We start from the raw sequence: 23950 nt of genomic DNA, 5'->3' as shown, positions 1-23950 counted from the left end.
TTCTCAGAGGACGATGGAGGGCGTCACCGCCAGTATCGCGGCCTCCCCCGGAACGTCCAGTGCCGGCCGTACGACGAGCTGGGCCAGCCCCCGGATCACCTCGTCCACGACGAACCTGCCCTGCTCGTCCGCCCTGACCACGACCGGCCCCTCGGCGGTGCGCAGCTCGACCACGTGGTCGCCGGGCGGGGCGAGCCAGCCGTCCAGCCGTACCAGGCGCTGGGTCTGGACGCTGACGCTGATCATGATCGTGAGGGCGTCGCCTTCGAAGGTGATCGTCCGGCTCTCCTCGCCGCCGCGGACGCCCGCCCGCAGCCCGAGTTCCTCGCTCAGCCGCAGGATCTCGGCGTCGGCCGATTCGAGGTCCAGGGCGAACTGGACCCGTTCCACCAGCGTCTCGGGCACGGGGTCGAGCACCGAGAACATCCTCCTGATCTCGTCGAGGATGAACTCGTCAGTGGGGTCAAGGTCATCTGGAGGGATCATGACACGCTCCAGCCACGGTCCTCGGCGAGCAGGCGGCGCAGCTTCGCCAGGCAGCGGCCGCGCGTGGGGCCGATGCTGCCCTTCGGCATGCCCAGCGTGAGGGCCACCGCGTCGTAGTTCGGGCGGCGGACGAACGCGACGAGCCGCAGCAGATCGCGGCAGGAGTCCGACAGCCGCGCCATGGCGTTCCAGAGCGCCTGGTGCCGCTCGTTCCGCAGGACGAGCTCCTCCGGCAGGGTGTCGGAATCCGGTACGTCGTCGAACGCCGTGGGGCTCACCGGCTGGGCGTCGCGCTGTGTCGCCTGGACCCGCCACGCCTCGCGGGTCGCGGTCGTGACCAGCCATTCGATCAGGGCGCGGGGAGCGGTGATCGACTTCAGGTGGCGCAGGAGCCTCAGCCAGGTCGTCTGGATGACGTCCTCGGCGGCCTCCCGGTCCAGTCCCTGGCGCCTGACCACCTGCCACAGCAGCGGTGTGAGGTCGGCGGCGATCAGGTTCAGCGCTTCACGCCGGCCGTCTCTGGCCTCTTGGAGCAGGCCCGCCAGCCGTTCCCGCCGATCGGCGGGAACGGGCTCCGGTCTCAGGTCCGCGGCCATCACACCGGCGTGATCGTCGGGACGTCGCCGTTCTTCAGCCTGGCGACCACGGCGTGCGCGCGTTTGAGCGCCACCTGCCGGTCGGTGTTCGCCAGGTCGACGGCCTGATGGTCCTGGATCAACAGCTGCATGATCGTGGCTCCCAGTACGGGCGCCGCGAACGACGAACCGCTCCACGTGGCGAACTGGCTCTGGTGGTTGTCGCTGTCGAAGGAGGCCCGGCCGGTCAGTTCGAGCGAGGCGGTCCTGGCGCCCTTGACGCCGGGCGGGAAGGTGCTGACGAGCACCGCGCCCGAGACGTGCCACTGGATGGCCTCGTGCTCGTTGCTGAAGATCGCGATCGTTCCGTCGGGGTTCGTCGCGCCCACTCCCAGCATCGGCGCGAGGTCGGGGTCGTTCTGGCCGTCGAGGGCGCCCGCGGCGGGCCAGAACGCGCGGCTCGACGCGTAGTTGCCCGCGGAGCAGATCACGATGACGCCGCGCCGCCGGAGCTGGGTGAGCTTGGCCAGCAGCGGCGGCGTGTGGAGCGGGTCGTCGGCGGTCTCGTGCGTGTATCCGAGCGACAGGGACACGACGTCGTAGAAGCCGCCCCGCGCGATCTCGTCCAGCAGGTGGTCCAGGGCGGCGTGCAGCGCCTCCTCCGGCACCACTCCGTCGGCCTGCATGACCCTGATCATGAGCACCCGCGAGTCGGGGGCGACCTGGCACACCAGTCCCGCCTCCATGAGGCCGTGCCCGGTGTGCGTGTTCAGCGTGCCGAGCAGGGGGTTGGGCGGGTCGGCGTTCTCCTTGTACCCGACGAGTTCGACGCCCGGGTTCGGCAGGCTCGCCTCGACGGCGAGCTGGATGCGCTGCTGTGCCGCGTCGCTGACGGACAGGAACGCGTCGGGGTCGGTCACCGGCCGGAACCAGGCGTGCCGCTGCTTCGGCAGGCCGGTGTCGGGGATGACCATCACGGGGCGCCGGCCGCCTATGGTCGCGGCGGGTCTGCGGGCCGGTGGGCCGCCTACGACGTTCACCGGGGTTCTGGCGTATCCGGCCATGGGGGTGGCGTAGGCGCCGCCGGTCGTTCCGTGCCCGCTCGTGGCGGGCTCGCCGCCGATGTCCAGGGCCGCGCCGACGCCGACGAACGCGGACCCGACGAGCAGGTGGTCCAGCGCGATCTTGGACAGCAGGTTCCTGACGGGCGCCTGCCCGGCGGCGTCGGCGAAGCCCGGGAGCGCTCGGCGCAGCGTCCGCAGCGCCCGCCACGCGTCGATCACCACGTCCGTCTCGCCGGGGGCCACCTTGAGCACGACGGGATGCCAGCTCGGCACCTCACCAGCGCGGCGGTGGTCGTCCCGTAGGCCGGAGACCTCGATCGTGAGATGGATCTGCGCGAGGGTGTCGGTGATCCAGGCGAACCCCGCGTCGGAGTTCAGCACCTGGACGGGGACCAGCAGCACGTCCGAGCGGTAGACGGTCGAGTCGGGACGGCTCTCGCCGGCGTCGAGCTCGACCGTGGCCGGGTCCAGGACCTTGGCTCCGTAGCGGTCCAGCAGCGGCTGGGGGAAGGCCAGGTCGCGCGACGGCAGCCCGTCCCCGTCACCCCCGGCGTACGGTTCGCTCTCGTAGTCGATGGTCAGCATCCGGTGGCCTCCGTCTCTTTCCCGTATGGAGAAAGAGTCACGCCCTACTGCGGTGATACACGCGAGGCATAACAAGCCGGTCACAGGCGAGTTGTCAGGCGTAGAGGCGTTCCAGGACCGCGGCCACCCCGTGGTCGTCGTTCGACAACGTGCGCCGCTCGACGGCCGCCATCACCAGGTGGTGGGCGTTCGCCATCGCGTACCCCGCCCCGGCGAAGGCGAGCACCGCGAGGTCGTTGGGCATGTCGCCGAACGCCACCACCTCGGCCGGATCCACGCCCCGCTCCGCGCACAGCCCGGCCAGCGTGCCCGCCTTCGTCACCCCGGGAGCGCTGATCTCCAGCAGCCCGGTGCCGCCCGAGTGCGTCACCTCGGCCTCGCCCTCGACGGCCGCCACCGCGGCGGTGAACATCTCGTCGACCGCGTGCGTCGCCGACCAGGCCAGCAGCTTGACGATCGGCTCGTTCCCGTCGCAGGCGACCTGAACCTCCCGCGTGTACGGCAGGTCCGGCACGATGCGCCTGGTGTAGCCAGGTTCGACCAGGATCTGCCGGCCCGTCTCCACCGCGAAGGCCACACCGGGCAGGGCCTCGCGGAGCGTCTCGGTCAGCTTCCTGGCGGCGGCGAGGTCGAGCGCGTACGTGCTGGTGATCTCGCGGATGTCCAGGTCGTAGACGATCGCCCCGTTGCTGCAGATCGCGGTGCCGGTGACGTCGGCCATCGCGGCGATCGGGTCCACGCTCCGTGGCGGCCTGGCGGTGACGAACACGATGTCGGCTCCGGCCTCGCGCGCTCGGCGCAGGGCACGGCGGGTGCGCGAGGACACGGTGCCGGTGGAGTCGAGGAGGGTGCCGTCCAGGTCTGTTGCCACGATACGAGGTGCGATCACGCCACCATTAAATCGGGCGGTCAGATGCGCATCTCGGACGGCATCGACGTGGTCGCGTTGAGCAGTTCCACGCCGAGCAGCTCTCCCGACGCTCCGTAGTCGAGGACGACGTCTTCCGATACGGTCTGCCGTACCGCCTCTCCTGGCACTATTTCGTGCTTCATCGCGATGTAGGCGACGTCGTGCTCCTTCTCCCACCGGACGTACACGGTGTGCGGGCGTCTGTCGGCGGGCTCCTCGTCCCAGCTCAGCCACCCCTCCTTGGCCTCGTGCGAGCCGCCGAGCGCGGCCCGGACCATGGCCATGGCGAGTTCGAGCGCCTGGAGCGAGTCGACGCCGGTGACCTTGCGGTCGTGCTCCCACCCGGCGAGCCCGTCGATCCGGTAAGGGCACGACCACTCCCCCGTCGGCTCCTCGATCGGCAGCCCGATCGTGACGACGACCTCGCGTAGCGGCTCGGTGCGCAGCGTCAGCGTGCGGTGGGCGATCTCGTACATGTCTGCTGATCTACCCCGCAGGCGGACTCTGGAAGACTGACGGCGAGAAGAGCCGGCCATACCGCCATGGTCGAAAAGCTTCCTGCCTGCGACCGGCGCCCATAGTCTGCGTACGTCGCGAGGGGAGTCCAGTGGTGAATGAGTCGTTCGGGATCCGGTTGCTGTCCAGGCTCGACAAGTACGGCCCGCTCTGTGTCGGCATCGACCCCAGTCCGGCGCTGCTCGCCGCGTGGGGGCTCGACGACTCCCCGGCCGGGCTGGAGCGGTTCAGCCATACCGTGGTGGACGCGGTGGGCGACGTGGCGGCGGTGGTCAAGCCGCAGTCCGCGTTCTACGAGCGCTGGGGCAGCCGGGGCATCGCCGTGCTGGAGAGCGTCATCGCCGACCTGCGCGAGGCGGGCACGCTGGTGATCCTCGACGTCAAGCGGGGTGACATCGGCAGCACGATGGCCGCCTACGCCGAGGCGTACCTCGACCGGGGCAGCCCGCTCGCGGTCGACGCCGTGACGCTGAGCCCGTACCTCGGCTTCGGTTCGCTGGAGGGTGCGATCACGTCGGCGATCGCCAACGACGCCGGCGTCTTCGTCCTGGCGCGCACCTCCAATCCGGAGGCCGTCGCGCTGCAGACGGCGGTCGCGGGCGAGATCTTCGCGGGCGCCGCGGCGGCGAACGCGGGCCGCACCCCGCTGGGCCCGGTCGGCGTCGTCATCGGCGCCAACCTGTCCGCGCTCGACCATCCGCTGGAGCACCTCAACGGCCCCATCCTGGCGCCGGGCCTGGGCGCGCAGGGCGCCGCTCCCGCCGACCTGGCCCGGCTGTTCGCTCCGGTACGGCAGGCGGTCGTCCCCTCGGTGTCGCGGGCCGTGCTCGCCGACCCCGAGCGGATCCGCGAGCTGGTGCTGCGCTACCGCGACGACTGCGCCCGCCACCTGTCCTCCTGACGGGGCGAGCATCCTCTACCAGGGGTCCTGAGGCGGCCTCACCTGGAGCGAAACCCGGTTGGCGTGGTCGCCCGCCGCACCGAAGGCCGCCGTCTCCGCACCGATCTCGCCGCGCCAGCCACAGTCGCACGCTGCCCTGTAGTCCGTCCCGGAAGTCTCCACCCAGGCCAGGTGCCCCGCGCCGCGATCCGTCCTGAGTGCCGCGGCGACGCCGATGCCGAATATGACGGCAGTGCTCCAGCTCAGGAATGTGGCAGCCGAGCTCCGGAACTCCACGACGCCCGCTTCGTCATAAGGGTTCATGCTCGGCGCCAGGCATACTACGGCGGCCGCGACGGCAAGGAAAAGGATGGTCCCTCCCCATATGCGGGTCCGGCGCACGCATATCAACACCGTCGGCCCGATCGCGAGGACGGTTCCGATCACCACGCCCGTCCAGAACCGGGAGCCGTACCAGGTCAGTTCGGGAAGGTTGAACGCGGGAGCAAGTCCGATGAACGTGGCGGCGAACGGAAGAATCGCATGTGGGTGGCGATCCAGAAAATCATCGAGATCCATGGCTCAGTGACCTCCCCCGCCGGAGAACCGGCGCATATTCGGAGAACGAAAGAAGCCACGGCATGGTGCCAACGACAGCCGTTGGACTAGGGACATCCCTAGGTTCCGTCCTGACGCGGCCCGTGCTCCGGCGTACTGATCATTGAGGGTCTGACCTTGGGCTGATTAGAACAGCCGGAGTCTAGGAGCCTTCATGCCCGCTTTGCCCTACGCCGACGATCTCGCCGAAGAGCTCGCCTCGATGGCCGGGGAGGTGCCGGCCACGGTCAGCGTGCTGGGGCTCGCCGCGCCCGAGCCGAGCACGGTCCAGCGCCGCCTGGAGGACCTCGTCCTGGCCGTCGCCGGCTCGCGCGACGACAACCCGGAACACCTGGAGGTGGTGACCCACCAGGATCGGACCACCGTGTGGCTGCCGGGCCGGCTGCGGGCCGTGGGGTTCCACGCGTCGGGCTCGATGACCGTCCATCTCGACCTGCCGGCGTTCGAGGACGTCTTCGAGAACGACCCCGGCGACGCCGAACTGACCGGCATGCTCCGGACCGCCGCAGACCGGATCGGGCTGACGTCCCTCGTACCGGCTGAGGACGAGCTGGTGTTCGAGCGCCTGTGGCGGGTGAAGACCGCTGGGGACCGCCGGACCGAGCCCGGCCTGTGCCGGGCGCTCGGCGCGTTCCGCCACTACGTACGTGATCTTCCGGTGTACGGCAGGGCGTCGGCCACGGTGGAGCTGGGCGCGAGCGGCGGGGTGGCGTCACTGGGTGTGTCGACCCGCCGCTTCGCCGACGACGAGGACGGCCCGGTGATCGCCGAGCCGCGAGTGCGGACGCCGATCCAGGCCGCGCGGGACGTCGTGGCCCGGTTGGCGGAGTCCTTCGCCGGGATGGAGGCGTGGCTGACGCCGCAGTGGTTCCGTTTCGGCTACCTGAGCCTCGGGCGGCGGCGACCGCAGGCGCTGCTCACGCCGTTCTACATCGCGAGCATCAGGGTACGGAGCGACCGGGAGGTCTCCGCGCACGTGACCGCGGTGCCGGGCTGCGACGGGCGGTTCGCCCCCACCCTGACCCTGGTCCCCAAGCCGCGCCGCGTCGCTTAGGGGACCGAATCCGCTCGGTTGGCGGCGGCCAGTAGCGCGCGGACGGACGCGGTCAGTACGGAGGTGTCGCGGCCCGCTCCCCACCGGACCGTCTCGCCCACGCGGGCCTCCACGTAGGCGACGGCCTGGCTGTCCTGGCCCGGTCCGGTGGCGTGCTGCGCGTAGTGCAGGATGTCGACCCCGCCCAGCGCTCCGGCCAGCGCCGACAGCGGGCCGTTGCCGGTCCCCCGCAGCTCGCCGCCGTCACGCCGGGTGGCGGCGAACTCATGGACCCCCGGCCCGCTCTCCGCGGTGCTCCAGTCCGCCAGCGCGTACGGCCCGTCGTCCGCCGGATCCAGGTAGGCGGCCTGGAACAGCCGCCACAGCTCCTCGGCCGTCATCTCCGCGCCGCTGCCGTCCGTGGCCCGCTGGACCACCGCCGAGAAGTCGATCTGCAGCCGTCGCGGCAGGTCGAGCCCCTGGTGGGTGTTGAGCAGGTAGGCGATGCCGCCCTTGCCCGACTGGCTGTTGACGCGGATCACCGCCTGGTAGTCGCGGCCGACGTCCGCGGGGTCGATCGGCAGGTACGGCACCTCCCAGGGCGCCTGCTCCACGGGCCCGCCCAGCTCGGCGGCCCGTTTGGCGTGGTGGGCCAGGCCTTTGCCGATGGCGTCCTGGTGCGTGCCGGAGAAGGCGGTGTAGACGAGGTCGCCGGCGTACGGGTGGCGATCGGGCACGGGCAGCCGGTTGCAGTGCTCGACCGTACGACGGATCGCGTCGATGTCCGAGAGGTCCAGCATCGGGTCCACGCCCTGCGAGTGCAGGTTGAGCGCGAGCGTGACCAGGTCCACGTTGCCGGTGCGCTCGCCGTTGCCGAACAGGCAGCCCTCGACTCGCTGCGCCCCGGCCAGCAGCGCCAGCTCCGCGCAGGCGACGCCGGTGCCGCGGTCGTTGTGCGGGTGCACCGAGAGGATCACCGAGTCGCGGCGGGCCAGGTGGCGGTGCATGTACTCGATCTGGTCGGCGTAGACGTTCGGGGTGGCGGTCTCGACCGTGGCGGGCAGATTGTGGATCACCGGGCGGTCCGGGCTGGCGTCCCACAGGGCCGTCAGGTCGTCGCACACCTCCAGCACATAGTCGGGCTCGGTGAGGTTGAACACCTCGGGCGAGAACTCGTACCTGATCGGCGCTCCGGGACGGGCGTCGGCCAGCCGGGCGACGTGCCCGGCCGCGTCTCTGATGAGGGCGCGCAACGACTCCCTGTCCTGGCCGAGCACCACGTCACGCCAGGTGGGGGCGGTCGCCGTGTACAGGTGGACGACGACCCGCGGCAGCCCCTCGACGGACGCGAAGGTCCGCTCGATCAGGTCGCGCCTGGCGGCCGTGAACACCACTATCGTCACGTCTTCGGGCACCGCGCCCGGCACCGCCAGGTCGCGGACGAAATCGAAGTCCGTCTGGCTGGCCGACGGGTAGCCGACCTCGATCTCCTTGAAGCCCATGGCCACCAGCAGCTCGAACATCCGCCGCTTGCGCGCCGGGTCCATCGGCTCGGCCAGCGCCTGGTTGCCGTCGCGCAGGTCCACGGGCACCCACAGCGGGGCCCGCTCGATGCGCCGCGCGGGCCAGCCGCGCTCGGTCAGCGGCACCTCGACGCGCCGGTGGGCGGGCTGGTAGCGGTGGTACGGCATGGCGCTGGGGCGCTGCCTGTTCCAGTCGTGCACGGGGTTTCCTTCCCGGTCGTTCTACGGGGTTCGACCGGCATCGCGGAGCCACCGCGGCGGGGTGCCGGTCGATTCAGGCCCCGCCGCGGCAGCCGAGAAGGAGACCGCGTGATGTCATGCCGGGTACACTAACCACAACACAGGTCCTCAGACAACCTGAGAGGTCGATCCGATGCCGCTCGGCACGCTCCGCCCCACTCCCCTGGTCGAACAGGCCACCGAGCACCTGCGCGAGCAGATCACCGGCGGGCACTGGCCGATCGGCACCCGGCTCCCCGGCGAGAACGCCCTGGCCAAGACTCTCGGCGTGGGCCGCTCCACCGTCCGCGAGGCGCTGCGCGCCCTGGCGGGCGCCGGGCTGGTGCAGGCCCGTCAGGGCAGCGGCGTGTTCGTCATCGCCACCGAACCGGCCGACGACTGGTCCACCCGGCTCCGGCGGGCCGCGATCACGGACGTGTACGAGGTGCGCATGATGGTCGAGACCCAGGCCGCCCGCCTGGCCGCCGCCCGCCGTACGGACGAGGACATCGCCTCACTGGAGGCGGCCCTGCAGGCCCGGCGGGCGGCGGCCGGGGGCGACGACGGGGGTTTCGTGGACGCGGACATCGCGCTGCACGCGGCGGTGGTGGCGGCGGCGCGCAACCCGGTGCTGGACGACCTGTTCGCCGAGTTCGCCCCCAGGCTGCGGGGGCGGCTGGTGGACGTGGTGGAGCTGCTGGGCCTGCGGCACGCCGACCCCAACCCCGGCGACGACACGCACGCGGCACTGGTGGACGCCATCAGGCGAGGGGACGGAGAGGCGGCGAGCCGCATCCTGCAGACGGAGCTGGAACAGACGCTGGCGTTGCTGCATCGCAACGCCGTCTGACACCGCGAGCGCGCGATACTCGTCCTGAGGCAAGGCCGCTCCCCGCGGGCAGACAAGGAAGGGCAGGTGCGGCGCATGATCGCGCGGATGTGGCGAGGATGGGCCTCGACGACGACGGCCGACGACTACCAGCACCACTACGAATCCGAGGTCGCCGGGCATCTCCAGCGAGTCGCCGGCTTCCGCGGTGCCCGGCTGCTACGTCGCCAGGACGGCGAAGAAGTGATGTTCACCTCGATCACCTTCTTCGCCGGCATGGACGACGTACGCGCGTTCGCCGGCGAGGACCCCGAGCGAGCCGTCGTCGAAGAGACAGCCCGCCGCGCTCTGACGCGGTGGGACGAACGCGTCACTCACCACGAGGTCACGGCCGATCTCCAGCGGTGAGTTCTGTCAGCCGGCGTTCGAGGAAGCGTCGTTCGGCGCCGTCGTCGGTGAGTTCTCTCGCACGTCGATAGGCGTCGCGTGCCTCGTCGGTGCGCCCGAGGCGCCGCAAGAGTTCGGCCCTGGTCGAGTGCAGGTAGCGGAAGTCGTCGAGACCGAGTTGGGCGACGAGGCGCAGGCCGGCTTCGGGGCCTTCGGTCTCGGCGATGGCGATGGCACGGTTCAGCTCCACGACGGGCGAGCCGGTCAGGCGGGCGAGCTCCCCGTACAGGGCCGCGAGCTGCGCCCAGTCGCACGGCGTCTCGGCGTGCAACGAGGCGATGGCGGCCTGCAGGACGTAGGGGCCTCGGCCGCCGAGGGCGAGTGCTCGGTCCAGTTCGGCGCGTCCATCGGTGATCTGCTCGGTGTTCCACCGTGACCGGTCCTGATCGCCGAGCAGCACGAGTTCGCTGTCGCGGAATCGCGCCTCGCGACGGGAGTCGTGCACGAGCATCATCGCCAGCAGCCCGTGAACCTCGGGGTCGTCCGGAAGCAGTTCAGCCAGCGCGCGTCCCAGCCAGATCGCTTCTGCCGCGAGCTCGTCGCGTCCGCTGTAGCCCTCGTTGAAGATCAGGTAGACGACGGCGAGAACGGCGTCGAGTCGCTGGCGGAGCAGGTGCGGCGGTGGGACCCGCGGCGGGCCGCACCTCCTTTTCACCGCCGCCGCCCGCCTCTCCGCCAGTTTCGGCGCGCCTTTCGGCGTCAGCTGTGGCCTCGGTCTCGGTCTCAGGAGCAACTTCGGTGATATCGGGGGTAGGGATCGCGGGGTTCGTGTCGGTGTCGGGCCAGTCGGCGGGTACGGGGCGGCGCGCCTTCGGGGTTTCGGCCCCTGACCGCTCCGCCACCACGTCGCTCTCGCCACCGTCCCGGTTCACCGCATCAGGCAGGTCTTCATTCATCACCATCACCTGCCCACCGAATTCCACTCCAACATGCTCATGGCGCCGGGGCTGTGCTCTCACGGACGATCAGCCGGGTGGCCAGCTCGATCCGCAGGCTCTCCGGCTGCTCGTCGTTGATGAGCTGGACCAGGAGTCTGCGATTCTCTGTGTTTGCCTGAGGATTTCCGGCACCCGCAGACCGCACTCCTTGGCCGCCCGATACGTACCCAGCGTCTGGAGGTCGTTGCCCGCGAACACAGCCGTGGACCGCTCGGGCAGCCTTTCGACACCCCGGCCCGCTCATGTACGAACCGAGGCTTCCTCTACACGCTCGCCGAAAGCTCCTCGCCAACAGCCTGCCGAGACGGCATCAGACGAGCGAGTCGTCGATCTCCGCGCGGCTGGGCATCGACGTGCTCGCCCCCGCGCGCTGCACCGACAGCGCCGCCGCCGCCGAGGCGAAGCGCAACGCGGCGGCTGCGGGAAGCCCTTCGGTGCGGGCCACCGCGAGCGCGCCGACGAACGTGTCGCCCGCCGCCGTGGTGTCCACCGCCTTCACCTGTACGGCGGGCACGCGCAGCCGCTCACCCGACCGCGAGCCGTACAGCGCCCCTTCGGAACCCAGCGTGATGACGGCCTCCGGCACCCGTTCGAGCAGTGCCTCCAGCGCCGCGTCGGCGGAGTCGGCGCCGGTGATGTCGGCGGCCTCGTGCTCGTTCGGCACGATCAGCGTGACGGCGTCGAGCAGCGCGTCCGGCAGGGGCTGCGCGGGCGCGGGGGTGAGGATCACCGGTACGCCCGCCGCGTGCCCGGCCTGGGCGGCGGCGATCACCGCGGCCATGGGCAGCTCCAGTTGGAGCAGGAGCGCCTGCGAGTCGGCGATCACCGCGACGTCGTCGTCGGTGGGGCCGGTGACGGTGCCGTTCGCGCCGGGCACCACGATGATCGAGTTGCCGCCGTCGTCGTCGACCACGATGTGCGCGATGCCGCTCGGGCCGGGCACCTGCCGCAGCCGTGCGACTTCCACCCCGGCCTCGGCCATGGTGGTGCGCATCTCGGTGCCGAAGCCGTCGTCGCCCACAGCGCCCAGGAAGGCCACCACCGAGCCCGCCCTGGCCGCCGCGATCGCCTGGTTGGCGCCCTTACCGCCGGGAATGGTACGGAACTCACGCCCGGTGACCGTCTCGCCCCGCTGGGGGGCCTGGGACACGTAGGCGACGAGGTCCATGTTCGCGCTGCCGAAGACCGAGATCATGCCCTCATCATCTCCTTCCCAAAGACCGCTGAATCGCCTGGGTGCGGCGCGCCAGCTCACCCAGCCCGATCCCGTCGAACCCGGTCAGACTGGTGGCCAGGCTGTCCCGCATCCTCCACCGCTCCGGCACCCCGCCGTTCAGCGCGCCCGCGACGGACCCCGCCGTGGCGCCGGCCGAGTCGGTGTCCCAGCCGCCGGCGACCGCTCCGGCGATGGTGGCGGTGAAGTCACCCTGGCCGTGGATCAGCGTGGCGGCCAGGAGGGCGGCGTTGTTGATCGTGTGCACCCAGTGCAGCGCGCCGTGCCGCTCGTGCAGCCGGTCGACGACCCGCTCGAAGTCGGCTTCCTTCGAGGCGTCCTCGACCGCCTGCCGTACCGCCTGGTAGAGCCGTGATCGCGGCGGGACGACGGACAGCCCGGCCTCGACCACCTCGGCGGCGGAGGAGGCGACCAGCGCGCTCGCGCACAGAGCGGCGGCGAACATGGCGCCGTAGATGCCGTTCGCGGTGTGGGTGAGGCGGGCGTCGCGCCAGGCGTACTCGGCCGCGGTGGCCGGATCGCCGGGATTGACCCACCCGTACACGTCGGTCCTGATCAGCGCGCCGATCCATTCGCGGAACGGGTTGCGGTACGTCGCCGTCTCCGGCACCTCGACCCCGGCCAGCAGGTTGCGGTACGCGACGCGTTCGGCGGTGAACGTCCGGCCGGCGGGCAGCTCGTCGAGCCACAGCTTGGCCACATCGTCGGTGGTGAAACCGCGGCCGTGCCGTTCCAGGACGGACAGGGCGAGCAGCGGGTAGTTCAGGTCGTCGTCCTCGGGGACGCCGTCGATGTTCTCGGCCAGGGAGTTGACGGCGCTGCGCCGGTTCCACGGCCACCGTTCGGCGATGGCGCCGGGCAGCCCCCGGGCGGTGAACCAGCCGCTGATGGGCCAGTTGCCGGTGGCCTCGGCGATCTCCCTGATCCCCGCGCGGGGGATCTTCTCCACCGGCTTGCCGAGCACGCATCCGGCCGCCCGCCCCTGCCAGGCCCCGAGGACCCGAGCCGGATCCACCTGCCGGGGAGCTCCGGGAGCGGAAGCGGCCAAGGCGCCCCGACCGCCGAGAGCGGCCTCAGCGGCGGCACCGGCCGAAACACCCAGGGCAGTTGGAAAGCCCGCGGTGGCGGGACCGCCCGCCGTGGCGGGACCGCCCGAGGTGGCAGGACCGCCCAGGGTGGCAGGAGCGGCCGAAGCAGGCGGCGCGGGCCAGTTCGGGCAGGCGGCGATGATGGCGGCCAGGTCAGACGGCTCGTCGAGCGGCGACGGAATCGCGGACAGCTCGTCCAGCAGCCGCTCGGCGAGCGGTCGCAGCCTGAGCGCGCCGGGTTCGGAGGCCCCGGCGCGCGGTGGGGCGTCGTGGCCGCCCGCGGCGTGCCACCGCTCGGCGATGGCGCGTACGTCCCTGCCGTCCTCGGCGGCCTGGCGCAGCTCGTGGCCCACGAGGTCCTCGGGCTGCACCCAGGTGAGGCGGATCATCGGCCGTCGCCGTCAGCGCGGTCAGTGCGGCCGTCGAGGTCGGCGAAGGCGGTTTCGACCGCGCGGCGGCGGGCCGTGTCGTCGGCGTGCACCCGGCGGGCGACGTCGGCGATCACCCGTCCTGGCGCTTCCAGGTCGGTACGGCTCGCCTCGGCCACCTGCGTGACCCACTCGCGCGGGATCGAGCCGAGCCCGCCCAGGGCGCCCGCGATGGCGCCGCCCATGGAGGCGATCGAGTCGGCGTCGCGGCCGTAGTTCACGCCGCCGAGCACGGTGTCGCGGTAGTCGCCCTTGGCCACCACGAGGAAGCCCAGCGCCAGCGGCAGCTCCTCGATGCTGTGCACCCGGCTCGGCCGCCGCGCCCCAAGGCCCTGGTCGCGGTAGGTGTCGGCGACCGTGTCGAAGGGCCGTACGGCCGCGCGCAGCGTCTCGAAGGAGCCCTCCCAGTGGCCGAGCCCGGCGGCCGCCTCGCAGACCGCCTCGATGGCGGCCCTGGTGCCGTCCTTGGCCAACCTGAGGCAGGTGGCCACCACGGAGTCGAAGCTCGCGCCCGGCCGCATCGCCTCGGCGACGGCCGCCGCCATGACGCCGGCGGCCTCCCGGCCGTAGCTCGACTGGTGGGCGCCGGTCAGGTCGATGGCCTCGGCGTAGGCGGCGTCGGGGTCGGCGGCGTTGACGATGCCGACGGGCGCCACGTACATGGCCGCGCCGCAGTTGACGATGTTGCCGACCCCGGCCTCGCGGGGGTCCACGTGGCCGTAGTGCAGCCGGGCGACGATCCACTTCTCGGCCAGGAAGATCCGCTGCAGCGGCAGCGCCTCGGCCTCCAGCTCGGGGATCCACCGGCGCTCGCCCATCAGCTCGGGCACGAAGTACTCGGCCATCGAGTACGCCCCGAGATGGCCTCCGGCCTTCTCGTAGACGCGGATGAGCGCGTGCGTCATCAAGGTGTCGTCCGTGATGTGGCCGTCGCCCTTGTGGTACGGGGCGATGGGCCGGGCGTTGGCCCAGTCCTCGTTGTACGGGGGCACGATGCCCTCGACCTGCCCGCCGTACCTGGTGGTGATCTGCTCGGGAGTCCAGCCCTCGGTGGCGCCGCCCAGCGCGTCACCGACAGCCGCCCCCGCCACGCAGCCGGTCGCCCTGTCTTCAAGCGGCGTCATGCGAGTTCCTCCATAAGTTCGATGACATCTTTTCCTGCCATTTCCGGCAGACAGCACCCTGCCAGTGTGCGCGCCGACGCGATCCACCCCTCCGGGATCGCGCCGAGCCCGCCGCATGCCCCGGTGAGCGCCCCGGTGAGAGCGGGCGCGGAGTCGGCCAGCGCGGCCAGGCACGCGGCGGCCGGTACGGCGGCGCTCAGGGAGCCGCCCGCCACCTCGGCCAGCGCCAGCGCCACGGGCACCGTCTGCGCGGCGCCCACCCCGTAGCTGTAGACGTGGTCGAGCAGCGCGGCGTCGAGCGCGGGCACGGCGGCGAACGGGTCGCCCGCCTCGCGCGCCACCTTCAGCGCCAGCCGGGCGTTGTGCCCGATGGCGGTGTCGGGCGGCAGTACGGCCAGCGCCGCCCCGGCCGCCGCGGCCGCCGAGCCCGTCGCCACCGCCTCGGCCACCGCGGCCGCCATGGCCAGGGCCCCGAGCAGCCCGTCATTGGCGTTGGTGACCTGGGCGTCCTCGGTCGGATCCCGGCCGAGCGCGCCGAAGGCGACGGCCCTGACGGCGGCGGCGTCGTCGAAGTGGTGCGGGTTGTCGTGGCCGCTGGCCGGGGGCTCGACGCCCTTGGCCAGGTTGCCGAGCGCGGTGGCCACCGAGATGCGCGCCCGGATGTCCGCGCGGCCCGTGAGGTCGCCGAACGCCTCGGCGCGCGGCCGGTCGATGGTGAGCACCGTCCAGGCGAGCCACTCGGCGTCGTCGGACGGGCCGACGGCCAGCGGCGCCACGGGCTGGTTGAGCGCGAACGGCACCGGCAGTGTGGTGACCCGGTGCTCCTCCGCGAACGTGTCGAGCTCGCGGAGCAGCCGTCTGCTCCATGGCGCGTGCAAGGCCGACCGGTGCCTGGCGGCGGGCCAGCCCACGGCGTCTCCCACGGCGAGCCCGACGAAGGCTCCCGCGATTCTGTCCCCCGACATGAGTTCCTACAGTCCTTCCGCCAGTTCGTCGGCGACGTCCAGCACGTGCCTGCCCGCCACGACGGGCAGGCATTTACCCGTCACCGGGCCTATCCTGCTCGCCCAGCGTTCCGGAACGCCGTCCCGCCCCTGCCCGGCACCCGCGATGGCGCCGGCGATGGCGCCGATGGTGTCGGCGTCGCGGCCGAGGCTCACCCCGAACGTGACGCTGGTCTCGACGTCGCCGCCGCCCGCCAGGTACGCGGCCAGGGCCAGCGCCACGGCCTCGGGCGCCACGTCGGTCCAGGGGTAATGCTCGACCACCACGGCTTGGTGAAGCGCTTCGACGACCTGCAGCTCGTCGCCACTCGAGGCGCCCGCGTGGCCACCCGGCACGTCGTCACGGGCTCCCACGACGTCACCGTCTCGCACCACATCGCCGACCCGCGCGATGTCGCCGTCTCGCACGACGTCGCCGTCTCGCGCCATGTTGCCGTCTCGCGCCGTGTCGCGGGCTCGCACGATGTCGCAGGCCCGCAGGATGTCGCGGGCCGTCCAGGAGTCCGCGGGGATCACCGACAGCGCGGCGGCCACCACCTCCCGCGGCGCGGCGCCGGTCATCGCGGCGGCCACCGCCCCGGCGACGGCCCGCCCGCCCAGCACGCCCTCGCCCGACTGGCTGACCCGCCCGTCCTGCTCGACGAGCCGGGCGGCCTCCGCCGGGTCGCCGGGGCAGAACACGCCGTACGGCGCCGCCCGCATGGCCAGCCCGTCGGACCAGCCGTGCTGGTGCGCGAGCCCGGTCAGCGGCGGCTCCAGCCCGCGTCTGAGCGCCTCGATGGTGCCGAGCTCGGAGAACCCGGCGCCGCGCATCGGCCCCGTCACCAGGGGGATGATCTCCGTCCGGTAGGCGTGGGCCACGTCGGCCGAGGTCAGCGCGTGCCCGTGCCGGATCAGCAGCGAGGAGGCGAAGATGGCGTACTCGGTGTCGTCCGTCCCGCCGCCCTCGATCTCGGTGAGTCGGCCCCACCGCCGGCGGATCTCCGCCGGCGTGAGGTTCTCCGCGGGCGCCCCGAGGGCGTCGCCGGCCGCGAGGCCGAGCAGACACCCCCGGGCTTTGTCGCGATAAGTCACCGCTGGTACCGCTCCAGCACCTTGTTGCCGTCCGCCACCAGCTTGGCCGCGGCCTCGTCGATCGAGATCTTGTTGCCGTAGTACTGCTGCAGGACCGGCGTCGCGACCTTGCTCTTCCACTCGTCGAACCCGTTGACCTTGAGGAACGGCGCCACGACGAGGTTCTTGCCGGAGGCGGTGGCCACGTCCCAGCCGTTCTCCGTGGTGGTCATCGCCGGGTCGGCGGCGGCCTTGGCGGAGGTGGGCAGCAGCCAGTCGCCCTTGGCGAGCTTGGCCTGGTTGGGGCCGTTCAGGAAGAAGGAGATGAACTTCAGCGCTTCGTCCGGGTGCTTGCTGTCGGCGGCGACGGACAGGGTCTGCGAGACCGCGCCCTGGTCGCTGGTGGTGCCCTTCAGCGGCGGGAGCGTGACCCAGTCGAAGCCCTTGGGCGCCTGCTCGACGACCTGCTGGCGCAGGTAGACGCCGACCGGCAGCATCGCGTACTTGCCGGCGAAGAAGCCGGGCAGCGGGTCGGCGGTGCCCATGCCGAGCGCCGAGGTGTCGGCGGACTTGTCCTTGTAGAGCTGGTCGTGGATGCGCTGGAGGACCTGCTTCTCCTCCGGGCCCACCTTGACGGTCGTCTTGCCGTCGGTGGTCTGGAAGAAGGTGCCGCCGAAGTTGAGCGCCAGGTTCAGCGTCTTGTTGACGGGCGACTTCATCGGCCAGGCGACGCCGTACGCGCCGCTCTTGGTCAGCTTCTTGCTGACCTCGGCGAACTCGTCCCACGTCCACGGGTTGTCGGAGGTGGGAACGCGCACCTTGGCGGCGTCGAGCAGCTTCTTGTTGGCGATGATGACCTGCGACTCCTGCAGGAACGGCACGCCGTACACGCCCTGGTTGCCCTTGCCGTCGTCGAAGGTGACGGTGTCCCAGGCGGGCTGCGGGATGTCGCTCTTGAGGTCGGCGGGCACCTTGTCCTTGAGGTCGAGCAGGTAGCCCTTGGAGGCGAAGCCCGACAGGGCCGGGGAGTCGTCGTGGATGACGTCCGGCGGGTCGCCGCCCTCGAAGGAGGTGACGAGCTGGTCGTTGACGTTGTCCCAGCTGCCCTGGACGTAGGTGACCTGGATGGTCGGGTTGGCCTTGTTCCACTCGTCGACGAGCTGCTTGTTGGCCGCGACCGACTCCTTCTGCCAGGCGAGGCTGAGGAAGTTGAGCTTGACCGGCTCCCCGGGCTTGGCGGACTCGCCGGAGCTCGCGCCGCCACCGCCTCCCCCGCACCCGGCGGCCAGCGCGACGATCGCCGCCGCCGCCAACGCGGATTTGATACGCATAAGAGCCTCCTAGCCCTTCACAGCGCCGGCCATCAGGCCGGACCTCAGCCGTCGCTGGATGATTGCGAAAAAGATCAGGCTCGGGATCGTCGCCATGAGCGACGCCGCGGCCAGCGGGCCGAGCCTGGACACTCCCTCAGGGCCGGTGAACCTCACCAGCGTCAGCGGCAGTGTCATCACATCGGGGTCCTTGAGGACCACGAGCGCGAACAGGAACTCGTTCCATGAGGAGATGAACGAGAAGAGCAGCGTCGCCACCACGCCCGGCGCGAGCAGCGGCGCGACGATGCTGATGATCGAGCGGACCCGGGTCGCGCCGTCCATGGCCGCGGCCTCCTCCAGCTCGCGCGGCACGGACCGTACGTACCCCTGCAGCATCCACAGCGCGAACGGCAGCGTGAATGTCACGTGCACGACCACCAGGCCGAACAGGGTGTTCACCAGGTCGAGCTGCTTGAGCACCATGAACAGCGGGATGATGATCAGGATGAACGGGAACACCTGGCTGACCAGCACCCACCCGAGCGCCACCCGCTTGAGCACGCCCTGGTAGCGGGCCAGCGCGTAGGAGGCGGGCAGGGAGACGGCGACCGTCAGCACGGAGCTGGACAGGGCCACGATCAGGCTGCGCAGCCCCGCGCCCACCAGGTCCTGCTCACCGAAGGCGTCGGTGAAGTTGGCCAGCGTCGGCCGGTCCGGGATCCACGTCGGATGCAGGTTGGCCATCTCCTGCGGCGTCTTGAGCGCCGTGGACAGCAGCCACACCAGCGGGAACGCCAGAAAGACCATGTAGGCCAGGAGTGCCGCGTACTGCGGGATCTTCTTCATGACGCCTCCCGCATCTGCCGCCAGAGATAGAAGCCGAGCAGGCCCAGCACGACGATCACGATCGTGACGCCCATGGTCGCCGCGTAGCCGAAGAAGCCGTAGCGGAACGCCTCCTCGTAGGCGAACAGCATCGGCAGCCTCGTCCGCCCTCCGGGACCGCCCTGCGTGAGCACGTAGACGAGGGTGAACTGGTTGACGTTCCACACGAAGTCGAGCGAGGTGATGGTGACGATGACCGGCCGCAACTGCGGCAGCGTGATGCTCCAGAACTTCCGCCAGATGCCCGCGCCGTCGACCTCGCCCGCCTCGTAGAGCTCCCTGGGGATGCCCTGCAGGCCGGCCAGGAGCACGACCGTGGTCTGCGGCATGCCGCTCCAGACGCCCATGACGATGATGGCGGGCAGGGCCCAGGAGAAGTCGGCGAGCCAGTTGATGTCGGTGCCGAACGTGGTGTTCACGATCCCGGCGTCGGGGTGGTAGACCAGCCGCCACATCAGCCCGATGACCACGGGCGGCATCGCCCATGGCACCACGGCCAGCACCCGGGCCAGCCCCCTGAACCACAGTTTCTGGTTGAGCAGCAGCGCCAGTCCCAACGAGGCCAGGAACTGCAGCACGGTCACCGACACCGCCCAGATCAGGCCGATCCTGATCGACGCCCAGAAGTCCTCGTCGGCGAGCAGGGTGCCGAAGTTCTCCAGGCCGACGAAGCTGGTGACGTGGTTGCGGCCCGACTCGGCGTCGGTGAACGCCAGGCCGATGCCGTACAGCAGCGGGCCCACGCTGAACAGCAGGACCGGCACCAGCGCGGGCAGCATGAGCACCCACATCTCGCGGTTCTGCCGCGAGCCGCCCTTGCGTCGCCTGCGCCGCGGCGCCTGCGCGGGCCTGGTAGCGGTCGCCGTCGTCATGAAGACCTTCCTCCTTCGGACGCCTCGCCCGCGGTGGACGCGCGGACCACCAGGCGGGGCAGGACGGTGACCAGACGGGGCTCGCGTTCGCCGTGGCGCAGCCGGTCGAGCAGCAGTTCGGCGGCGGCCTTGCCGCGTTCGGCGGAGCCCAGCGAGACGCTGGTGAGCGACGGCCAGGAGGCGGCGGCCAGGTCGGTGTCGTCCATGCCGACCACCGCCACGTCCTGCGGCACCCGCTTGCCCGCCGCGCGCAGCACGTCGAGCGCGCCCAGCGCGATCAGGTCGTTGGCGCACATCAGCGCGTCGATGCCGGGCACCCGCCGCAGCAGCGCCGCCACCGCGCGACGGCCCTCCTCGCGGTAGAAGTCGCCGATCTCCACCAGTCGCTCGTCGTACGTCAGGCCGACCGCCTCCAGCGCCTCCCGGTAGGCGGCGCCGCGGGCGGCTCCCGGCACGGTGTCGAGCGGGCCGTTGACCATCCCGATCCGGCGGCGGCCGAGCGCGTACAGGTGGTCGATGGCGAGCCGGACACCGGTGCGCGAGTCCGCGCGTACGTTGTCGACCCGCGTCCCCTCGGGCACCGAGCCGATGATCACGACGGGCGCCCGGGCGGCGGCGAGCATCCGCAGGTGTGTCTCGGTGACACGCAGCGGGCTCATGATCAGCCCGTCGACGTAGCGCTCGCCGAGGCTGTGCAGCACGTCGATCTCGTCGGCGGCGACGGCGTCGGTGGAGTGCAGCACCAGCCGGTAGCCCGCCGCCTTGAGCACGGGCTGGATCTCCCGCAGCATGGCCAGGTACGCCGGGTTGCCGACGTCGGCCATGGCGAACGCGACCTGGTGCGTACGGCGTGACTTGAGCGATCTGGCCACGGCGTTGCGCACATAGCCGAGCTCGTCGGCGGCGGCCATCACCTTGCGCACGGTCTCCTGCCTGGTCGGCAGGCCGTTCAGCACCCGCGAGACCGAGGCGATGGAGACGCCCGCGCGCTCGGCGATCGTGGTGATCGTGGGTCCGTCGGCCAAGGCTCTCCTTCCACGCGCGTCCGATAATTCCGTAAATTTCTGTAAACGTTTACGGCGTGTGGCACATGAAACATGCACGTAACGGACGGGGTCAAGTCACGATCACATAACACCAGGTCAAGCCCCTACTGGCGCTCCAGCCCGCCTGCGGGACCGACCGACCGACGGACGGACCGACGGACGGGCGGACGGACGGCGGGCCCGCAGGGCAGCGGGGCGGCGGGGCCGGCGGGCCGGCGGTGCGGGGCCGGCGGGCGGGGTCGTGCCCGCCCGCCGTGCCAGGTCGGGTCGGGTCAGTGCGAGTCCGCCGGGACGGGGACGGGGGCGGGGGTGCGGGTCAGGGCGCGGATGGCGGGTGTGCCCGCGAGGGCGACGGCGGCGGCCAGCAGGGCCGGGAGGATCAGCGCGACCTGGAGCGACCAGGTCTGCGCGAGGTAGCCGAGCAGCGCGGGCCCCACCAGCAGCCCGCTGTAGCCGAACGCCGTGACCAGGGCCAGCGCGCGTCCGACCCGGCTGCCCGCCGCGCCCACCGCGCTGAAGATCACCGGAATGACGGTGGCCAGCCCGACGCCCGCGAGCGCCCAGCCGGTCCACGCGCACACCACCTGGAGCCCGTCACTGGTGAGCGGCGCGCCGAGGACGAGCGCGTACCCGCAGGTGGCGACCAGTCCGGCGAGCTGGATCGTGCGCACGGAGCCGAGACGGGCCCGGATCGGATCGCCCAGCAGCCGCACGGTCGTCATGGCCACCGAGAAGATCGTGTAGGCGATCGGCGCGGCGGCGGGGTCGGTGTGCAGCACCCAGCGGGCGTGCAGAGCGGCCCAGTCGATGGCCGCTCCCTCGCTCAGGTGCCCGGCGAACGCGGCGACGCCGAGCAGCGCGACCAGCCCCCAGCGCAGCGGGCTGCTCGCGGGCGCGGCCTCGTCCCCGGCGACGTGCCGGGGCGGGTCCGGCAACAGCAGCCGGGCCGCGGGCACGTACAGGAACGGCACCACGATCGCCGCCCCCACCAGCAGCGCCTGCGGGTCCAGCCCGGCCTTCAGCGCCCCGGCGGTCAGCGCGCCGCCGGTGGCGCCGCCCAGGCTCCACGTGCCGTGGAAGGCCGAGATGATCGGCCGGCCGTAGACGCGTTCGACCTCGACCGAGTGGGCGTTCATGGCCACCTCGGTCACCCCCAGGCCGATCCCGAACACCACGGCCAGGACGGCCAGCGCCAGGTAGGAGGGGGCGAGGGCGGGCCCGAGCAGGACGGCCGCCGACAGCGGGCCGCCGAACCAGCAGACGACCCGGCTCGACCACCGGTCCACGAGCGGCCCCGCCACCAGCATCGACACCAGCGCGCCGCACGACACCAGCAGCAGGACGCTGCCGAGCCTGGCCGGGCCGAGTTCCAGGCGGTCATTGAGCGACGGCAACCCCGCCGCCCACAGGCCCATCACCAACCCGCTGAGAAAGAAAAAGGAGAAGACTGCGATACGGGCGCGCTTGGCGTCTCTTTTGTTCACGACTAGAGCATAATAACCCGGATGAGGCGCACACAATGGTGATGAACGGTGCGACGACCACTGCCGGTCTGCGGGCGTACAACCGGGTGCGGCTGCTGCGGGCGGTCCACGACTGCGGCGCGACCCGCACCCGATCGAAGCTGACCCAGGACCTGGCGCTGGCCCGAGGCACGGCGTCGGTGCTGGTCAGCGGCCTGGTCGACGACCGGCTGCTGCACGAGGAGCCGTCGGCGGAGCACGGCAGGGGACGGCCCACGCAGGTGCCCGGCCCGCATCCCGAGGGACCGCTGGCGCTGGCCGTGGACGTCCGGGAGGACTCGTGGGAGGTCGCGGCGTGCGAGCTGGGCGGCCGGGCCACGGTGCTGGACGTGCGGCGGCACGACGGCACGCCGGAGGGGGCCCTCGGTCCGCTGGGCGAGGTGCTGCGCAGGCAGCTCGGGCGGCTCGGGTCCCGGGTGATCGGGGTGGGCGTGGCCGTGGCGGGGCCGGTGCGCGACGGCGGCCTGGTGGACGTGGCGCACCTGCGCTGGCGCTCGGTGGACGTACCCGCGCTGCTCGGCCTCGGCACCGCGATCCCGGGTGGGCCGCGGGTGGGGAACGACACGGCCTTCGCGGCCTTGGCCGAGGCGCGGCGCGGGCGCTTGCGCGGGATCGGGGTGGGGCTGCACATCCATGTGGACTTCGACCTGGGCGGCGTGCTCGTGGTGGACGGCCGCCCGCTGGAGGGGGCCGGCGGGATGGGCGCCGAGTTCGGCCACATGCCGCTCACGGGCGGCGAGGCGCCCTGCATGTGCGGCGCGTACGGCTGCTGGGGGCTGGAGGTCGGAGCGAACGCGCTCCTGCGCCACATGGGCTTGGCGTACGGCGGCGGCCAGGGCCGCGACGACGCCCGCCGCATCCTCGCCGCGGCCGATTCAGGCGCCGAGACGGGTAGCGGCCCGAAGAGGGAAGCGACAGGCGCCGAGACAGGTGGCGCCCCGAAGAGCGAGGCGACGGGCGACGCAACAGGCGGCGGCCCCAAGAGGGACGCAACCGGCGGCTCAGAGAGCGGGCAGGCCCCGATCTCGGACGACCGTCCGGATGGCGGGGCGGCGCTGCGCGCGGTCGCGACGAACGCGCGAGCACTCGGACGTGGGCTGGCGGCGCTGGTGAACGCGCACGATCCGGCGGTGGTGACCCTGTCCGGCCTGGGCGTCGACCTGTATGATCGAGCGCTCCCCACCTTGATGGAGTCGTTCGGCCGCGGTCTGATGACGATCCGCGGCGAGCGGCCGCCTGTGATAGCCCCCTCGGCCCTGGGCCGGCGCGGTCCGCTGGTCGGCGCCATGGAGTCGGTGTTCGACATGTTCCTCACCGTCCCCGGCGTCGAATCCTGGCACGGCGGCGGGTAGACACCCCGCCTAAGGCAGCCGCGAGCGACCCGGCCGACGGGCTCGGCCGCGGGTTCGCGAGGCAGGGGAAGGCGCGGTTCGGCATCCTGACCTCCCGTTTTAAGGACACCCCCATGTCGTCATCGTACGTCGAGGTGCTGGTCGACGTCCCGCAGCCCCGCCTCGCCGGAGCGTCGCCGGCCCACTTTCGCCGCCCACGACACGCCCGAACGGCGAATGTGACGGATACCACGCGCAAGGGCGTAAATCACCCAGGCGATTCGTGATCTTGCGGAGGAGGCCCGGCGGCCCAGGGCCACCCGGCGGCGACCGTCGGGGGGCCGTACGACCTGGTAGAAGGGCGTTTCGGGTCCCTCTGAAGTGGCCTCTCCCCCTGAGCGGGCTACCGTGTGGAGGAACGCGTGG

General features: G+C 71.8%; 23 protein-coding genes. 5 read left to right on the top strand and 18 right to left on the bottom strand.

Annotated elements, in window-relative coordinates; translation table 11 throughout:
• Positions 1-3: 3 nt before the first annotated feature.
• The 5 genes from AB0B91_RS27725 to AB0B91_RS27705 form a co-directional block, all read right to left on the bottom strand.
• Positions 4-486, bottom strand: coding sequence for a hypothetical protein (locus tag AB0B91_RS27725; protein ID WP_358325377.1), 483 nt, complete (start codon positions 484-486; stop codon positions 4-6).
• Complete coding sequence (locus tag AB0B91_RS27720) at positions 483-1082, bottom strand: sigma-70 family RNA polymerase sigma factor (RefSeq protein WP_358325375.1); 600 nt, start codon at positions 1080-1082, stop codon at positions 483-485. The genes AB0B91_RS27725 and AB0B91_RS27720 overlap by 4 nt, the downstream gene beginning before the upstream one ends.
• On the bottom strand, positions 1082-2710 hold the full coding sequence (locus tag AB0B91_RS27715; protein ID WP_358325372.1) for a S8/S53 family peptidase: 1629 nt from the start codon (positions 2708-2710) through the stop codon (positions 1082-1084). The genes AB0B91_RS27720 and AB0B91_RS27715 overlap by 1 nt, the downstream gene beginning before the upstream one ends.
• A 94-nt stretch (positions 2711-2804) precedes the next feature.
• Positions 2805-3599 (bottom strand): HAD family hydrolase, encoded by a 795-nt coding sequence (locus AB0B91_RS27710; RefSeq protein ID WP_358325369.1) that lies wholly within the window; start codon positions 3597-3599, stop codon positions 2805-2807.
• A 20-nt stretch (positions 3600-3619) separates the two neighbouring features.
• Positions 3620-4096: a DUF2283 domain-containing protein gene (locus AB0B91_RS27705; RefSeq protein WP_358325367.1), complete on the bottom strand. Its 477-nt coding sequence runs from the start codon at positions 4094-4096 to the stop codon at positions 3620-3622.
• Between the two features lie 134 nt (positions 4097-4230).
• On the opposite strand from AB0B91_RS27705, the gene pyrF reads away from it, so the two are divergent.
• The gene (pyrF, locus tag AB0B91_RS27700) at positions 4231-5037 is read left to right on the top strand and encodes an orotidine-5'-phosphate decarboxylase (protein ID WP_358325364.1); all 807 of its coding nucleotides are present in this window, start codon (positions 4231-4233) and stop codon (positions 5035-5037) included.
• 15 nt (positions 5038-5052) lie between these two features.
• Here the strand turns inward: pyrF and AB0B91_RS27695 are convergent, their stop codons facing one another.
• Complete coding sequence (locus AB0B91_RS27695) at positions 5053-5595, bottom strand: hypothetical protein (RefSeq protein ID WP_358325362.1); 543 nt, start codon at positions 5593-5595, stop codon at positions 5053-5055.
• Between the two features lie 193 nt (positions 5596-5788).
• Here AB0B91_RS27695 and AB0B91_RS27690 point away from each other — a divergent pair, with 193 nt between their 5' ends.
• Complete coding sequence (locus AB0B91_RS27690) at positions 5789-6688, top strand: hypothetical protein (RefSeq protein ID WP_358325360.1); 900 nt, start codon at positions 5789-5791, stop codon at positions 6686-6688.
• Here the strand turns inward: AB0B91_RS27690 and leuA are convergent.
• Positions 6685-8358, bottom strand: coding sequence for a 2-isopropylmalate synthase (gene leuA, locus AB0B91_RS27685; protein ID WP_358326022.1), 1674 nt, complete (start codon positions 8356-8358; stop codon positions 6685-6687). The genes AB0B91_RS27690 and leuA overlap by 4 nt on opposite strands.
• A gap of 205 nt (positions 8359-8563) precedes the next feature.
• Here leuA and AB0B91_RS27680 point away from each other — a divergent pair, with 205 nt between their 5' ends.
• Together AB0B91_RS27680 and AB0B91_RS27675 are read left to right on the top strand one after the other, a co-directional pair.
• The gene (locus AB0B91_RS27680; protein WP_358325357.1) at positions 8564-9259 is read left to right on the top strand and encodes an FCD domain-containing protein; all 696 of its coding nucleotides are present in this window, start codon (positions 8564-8566) and stop codon (positions 9257-9259) included.
• A gap of 66 nt (positions 9260-9325) precedes the next feature.
• Positions 9326-9646, top strand: coding sequence for an antibiotic biosynthesis monooxygenase (locus AB0B91_RS27675; protein WP_358325355.1), 321 nt, complete (start codon positions 9326-9328; stop codon positions 9644-9646).
• On the opposite strand, the gene AB0B91_RS27670 is transcribed toward AB0B91_RS27675, so the two are convergent.
• The 11 genes from AB0B91_RS27670 to AB0B91_RS27620 form a co-directional block, all read right to left on the bottom strand.
• Positions 9624-10340: a DUF6596 domain-containing protein gene (locus AB0B91_RS27670; RefSeq protein WP_358325352.1), complete on the bottom strand. Its 717-nt coding sequence runs from the start codon at positions 10338-10340 to the stop codon at positions 9624-9626. The genes AB0B91_RS27675 and AB0B91_RS27670 overlap by 23 nt on opposite strands.
• 593 nt (positions 10341-10933) lie before the next feature.
• Complete coding sequence (gene rbsK, locus AB0B91_RS27665) at positions 10934-11818, bottom strand: ribokinase (RefSeq protein WP_358325349.1); 885 nt, start codon at positions 11816-11818, stop codon at positions 10934-10936.
• Positions 11819-11825: 7 nt separating this feature from the next.
• Complete coding sequence (locus tag AB0B91_RS27660) at positions 11826-13334, bottom strand: ADP-ribosylglycohydrolase family protein (protein WP_358325346.1); 1509 nt, start codon at positions 13332-13334, stop codon at positions 11826-11828.
• Positions 13331-14497: an ADP-ribosylglycohydrolase family protein gene (locus AB0B91_RS27655; RefSeq protein ID WP_358325343.1), complete on the bottom strand. Its 1167-nt coding sequence runs from the start codon at positions 14495-14497 to the stop codon at positions 13331-13333. Before AB0B91_RS27655 ends, AB0B91_RS27660 begins: the two co-directional genes overlap by 4 nt.
• Positions 14494-15462, bottom strand: a complete 969-nt coding sequence (locus tag AB0B91_RS27650) for an ADP-ribosylglycohydrolase family protein (RefSeq protein WP_358325340.1) — start codon at positions 15460-15462, stop codon at positions 14494-14496. The genes AB0B91_RS27655 and AB0B91_RS27650 overlap by 4 nt, the downstream gene beginning before the upstream one ends.
• Before the next feature lie 6 nt (positions 15463-15468).
• Positions 15469-16575, bottom strand: coding sequence for an ADP-ribosylglycohydrolase family protein (locus tag AB0B91_RS27645; protein ID WP_358325338.1), 1107 nt, complete (start codon positions 16573-16575; stop codon positions 15469-15471).
• Positions 16572-17885 carry a sugar ABC transporter substrate-binding protein gene (locus AB0B91_RS27640; protein WP_358325335.1) on the bottom strand — a complete coding sequence of 438 codons (1314 nt, stop codon included), beginning with the start codon at positions 17883-17885 and terminating at the stop codon, positions 16572-16574. The genes AB0B91_RS27645 and AB0B91_RS27640 overlap by 4 nt, the downstream gene beginning before the upstream one ends.
• A 9-nt stretch (positions 17886-17894) precedes the next feature.
• Positions 17895-18713, bottom strand: coding sequence for a carbohydrate ABC transporter permease (locus AB0B91_RS27635; protein ID WP_214638808.1), 819 nt, complete (start codon positions 18711-18713; stop codon positions 17895-17897).
• Positions 18710-19624, bottom strand: a complete 915-nt coding sequence (locus AB0B91_RS27630) for a sugar ABC transporter permease (protein ID WP_358325332.1) — start codon at positions 19622-19624, stop codon at positions 18710-18712. Before AB0B91_RS27630 ends, AB0B91_RS27635 begins: the two co-directional genes overlap by 4 nt.
• Positions 19621-20649, bottom strand: a complete 1029-nt coding sequence (locus AB0B91_RS27625; protein ID WP_358325329.1) for a LacI family DNA-binding transcriptional regulator — start codon at positions 20647-20649, stop codon at positions 19621-19623. Before AB0B91_RS27625 ends, AB0B91_RS27630 begins: the two co-directional genes overlap by 4 nt.
• A gap of 293 nt (positions 20650-20942) precedes the next feature.
• Entirely contained in the window at positions 20943-22154 is a 1212-nt protein-coding gene (locus tag AB0B91_RS27620) for an MFS transporter (protein WP_358325326.1), read from the bottom strand.
• 41 nt (positions 22155-22195) lie between these two features.
• On the opposite strand from AB0B91_RS27620, the gene AB0B91_RS27615 reads away from it, so the two are divergent.
• A complete protein-coding gene (locus tag AB0B91_RS27615) occupies positions 22196-23545 on the top strand; it encodes an ROK family protein (protein ID WP_358325324.1) in 1350 nt (449 codons plus the stop codon).
• Positions 23546-23950: the final 405 nt, after the last annotated feature.

This window comes from Nonomuraea sp. NPDC049141 (assembly GCF_040648415.1).
Lineage (GTDB): Bacteria > Actinomycetota > Actinomycetes > Streptosporangiales > Streptosporangiaceae > Nonomuraea.
This window is presented reverse-complemented; position numbering and strand designations above follow the sequence as displayed.

Coding starts and splice junctions, on each gene's coding strand:
- AB0B91_RS27725 (WP_358325377.1), bottom strand. CDS start 486: ATGATCCCTCCAGATGACCTTGACCCCACTGACGAGTTCATCCTCGAC.
- AB0B91_RS27720 (WP_358325375.1), bottom strand. CDS start 1,082: ATGGCCGCGGACCTGAGACCGGAGCCCGTTCCCGCCGATCGGCGGGAA.
- AB0B91_RS27715 (WP_358325372.1), bottom strand. CDS start 2,710: ATGCTGACCATCGACTACGAGAGCGAACCGTACGCCGGGGGTGACGGG.
- AB0B91_RS27705 (WP_358325367.1), bottom strand. CDS start 4,096: ATGTACGAGATCGCCCACCGCACGCTGACGCTGCGCACCGAGCCGCTA.
- AB0B91_RS27695 (WP_358325362.1), bottom strand. CDS start 5,595: ATGGATCTCGATGATTTTCTGGATCGCCACCCACATGCGATTCTTCCG.
- AB0B91_RS27690 (WP_358325360.1), top strand. CDS start 5,789: ATGCCCGCTTTGCCCTACGCCGACGATCTCGCCGAAGAGCTCGCCTCG.
- leuA (WP_358326022.1), bottom strand. CDS start 8,358: ATGCCGTACCACCGCTACCAGCCCGCCCACCGGCGCGTCGAGGTGCCG.
- AB0B91_RS27680 (WP_358325357.1), top strand. CDS start 8,564: ATGCCGCTCGGCACGCTCCGCCCCACTCCCCTGGTCGAACAGGCCACC.
- rbsK (WP_358325349.1), bottom strand. CDS start 11,818: ATGATCTCGGTCTTCGGCAGCGCGAACATGGACCTCGTCGCCTACGTG.
- AB0B91_RS27660 (WP_358325346.1), bottom strand. CDS start 13,334: ATGATCCGCCTCACCTGGGTGCAGCCCGAGGACCTCGTGGGCCACGAG.
- AB0B91_RS27655 (WP_358325343.1), bottom strand. CDS start 14,497: ATGACGCCGCTTGAAGACAGGGCGACCGGCTGCGTGGCGGGGGCGGCT.
- AB0B91_RS27650 (WP_358325340.1), bottom strand. CDS start 15,462: ATGTCGGGGGACAGAATCGCGGGAGCCTTCGTCGGGCTCGCCGTGGGA.
- AB0B91_RS27640 (WP_358325335.1), bottom strand. CDS start 17,885: ATGCGTATCAAATCCGCGTTGGCGGCGGCGGCGATCGTCGCGCTGGCC.
- AB0B91_RS27635 (WP_214638808.1), bottom strand. CDS start 18,713: ATGAAGAAGATCCCGCAGTACGCGGCACTCCTGGCCTACATGGTCTTT.
- AB0B91_RS27630 (WP_358325332.1), bottom strand. CDS start 19,624: ATGACGACGGCGACCGCTACCAGGCCCGCGCAGGCGCCGCGGCGCAGG.
- AB0B91_RS27615 (WP_358325324.1), top strand. CDS start 22,196: ATGAACGGTGCGACGACCACTGCCGGTCTGCGGGCGTACAACCGGGTG.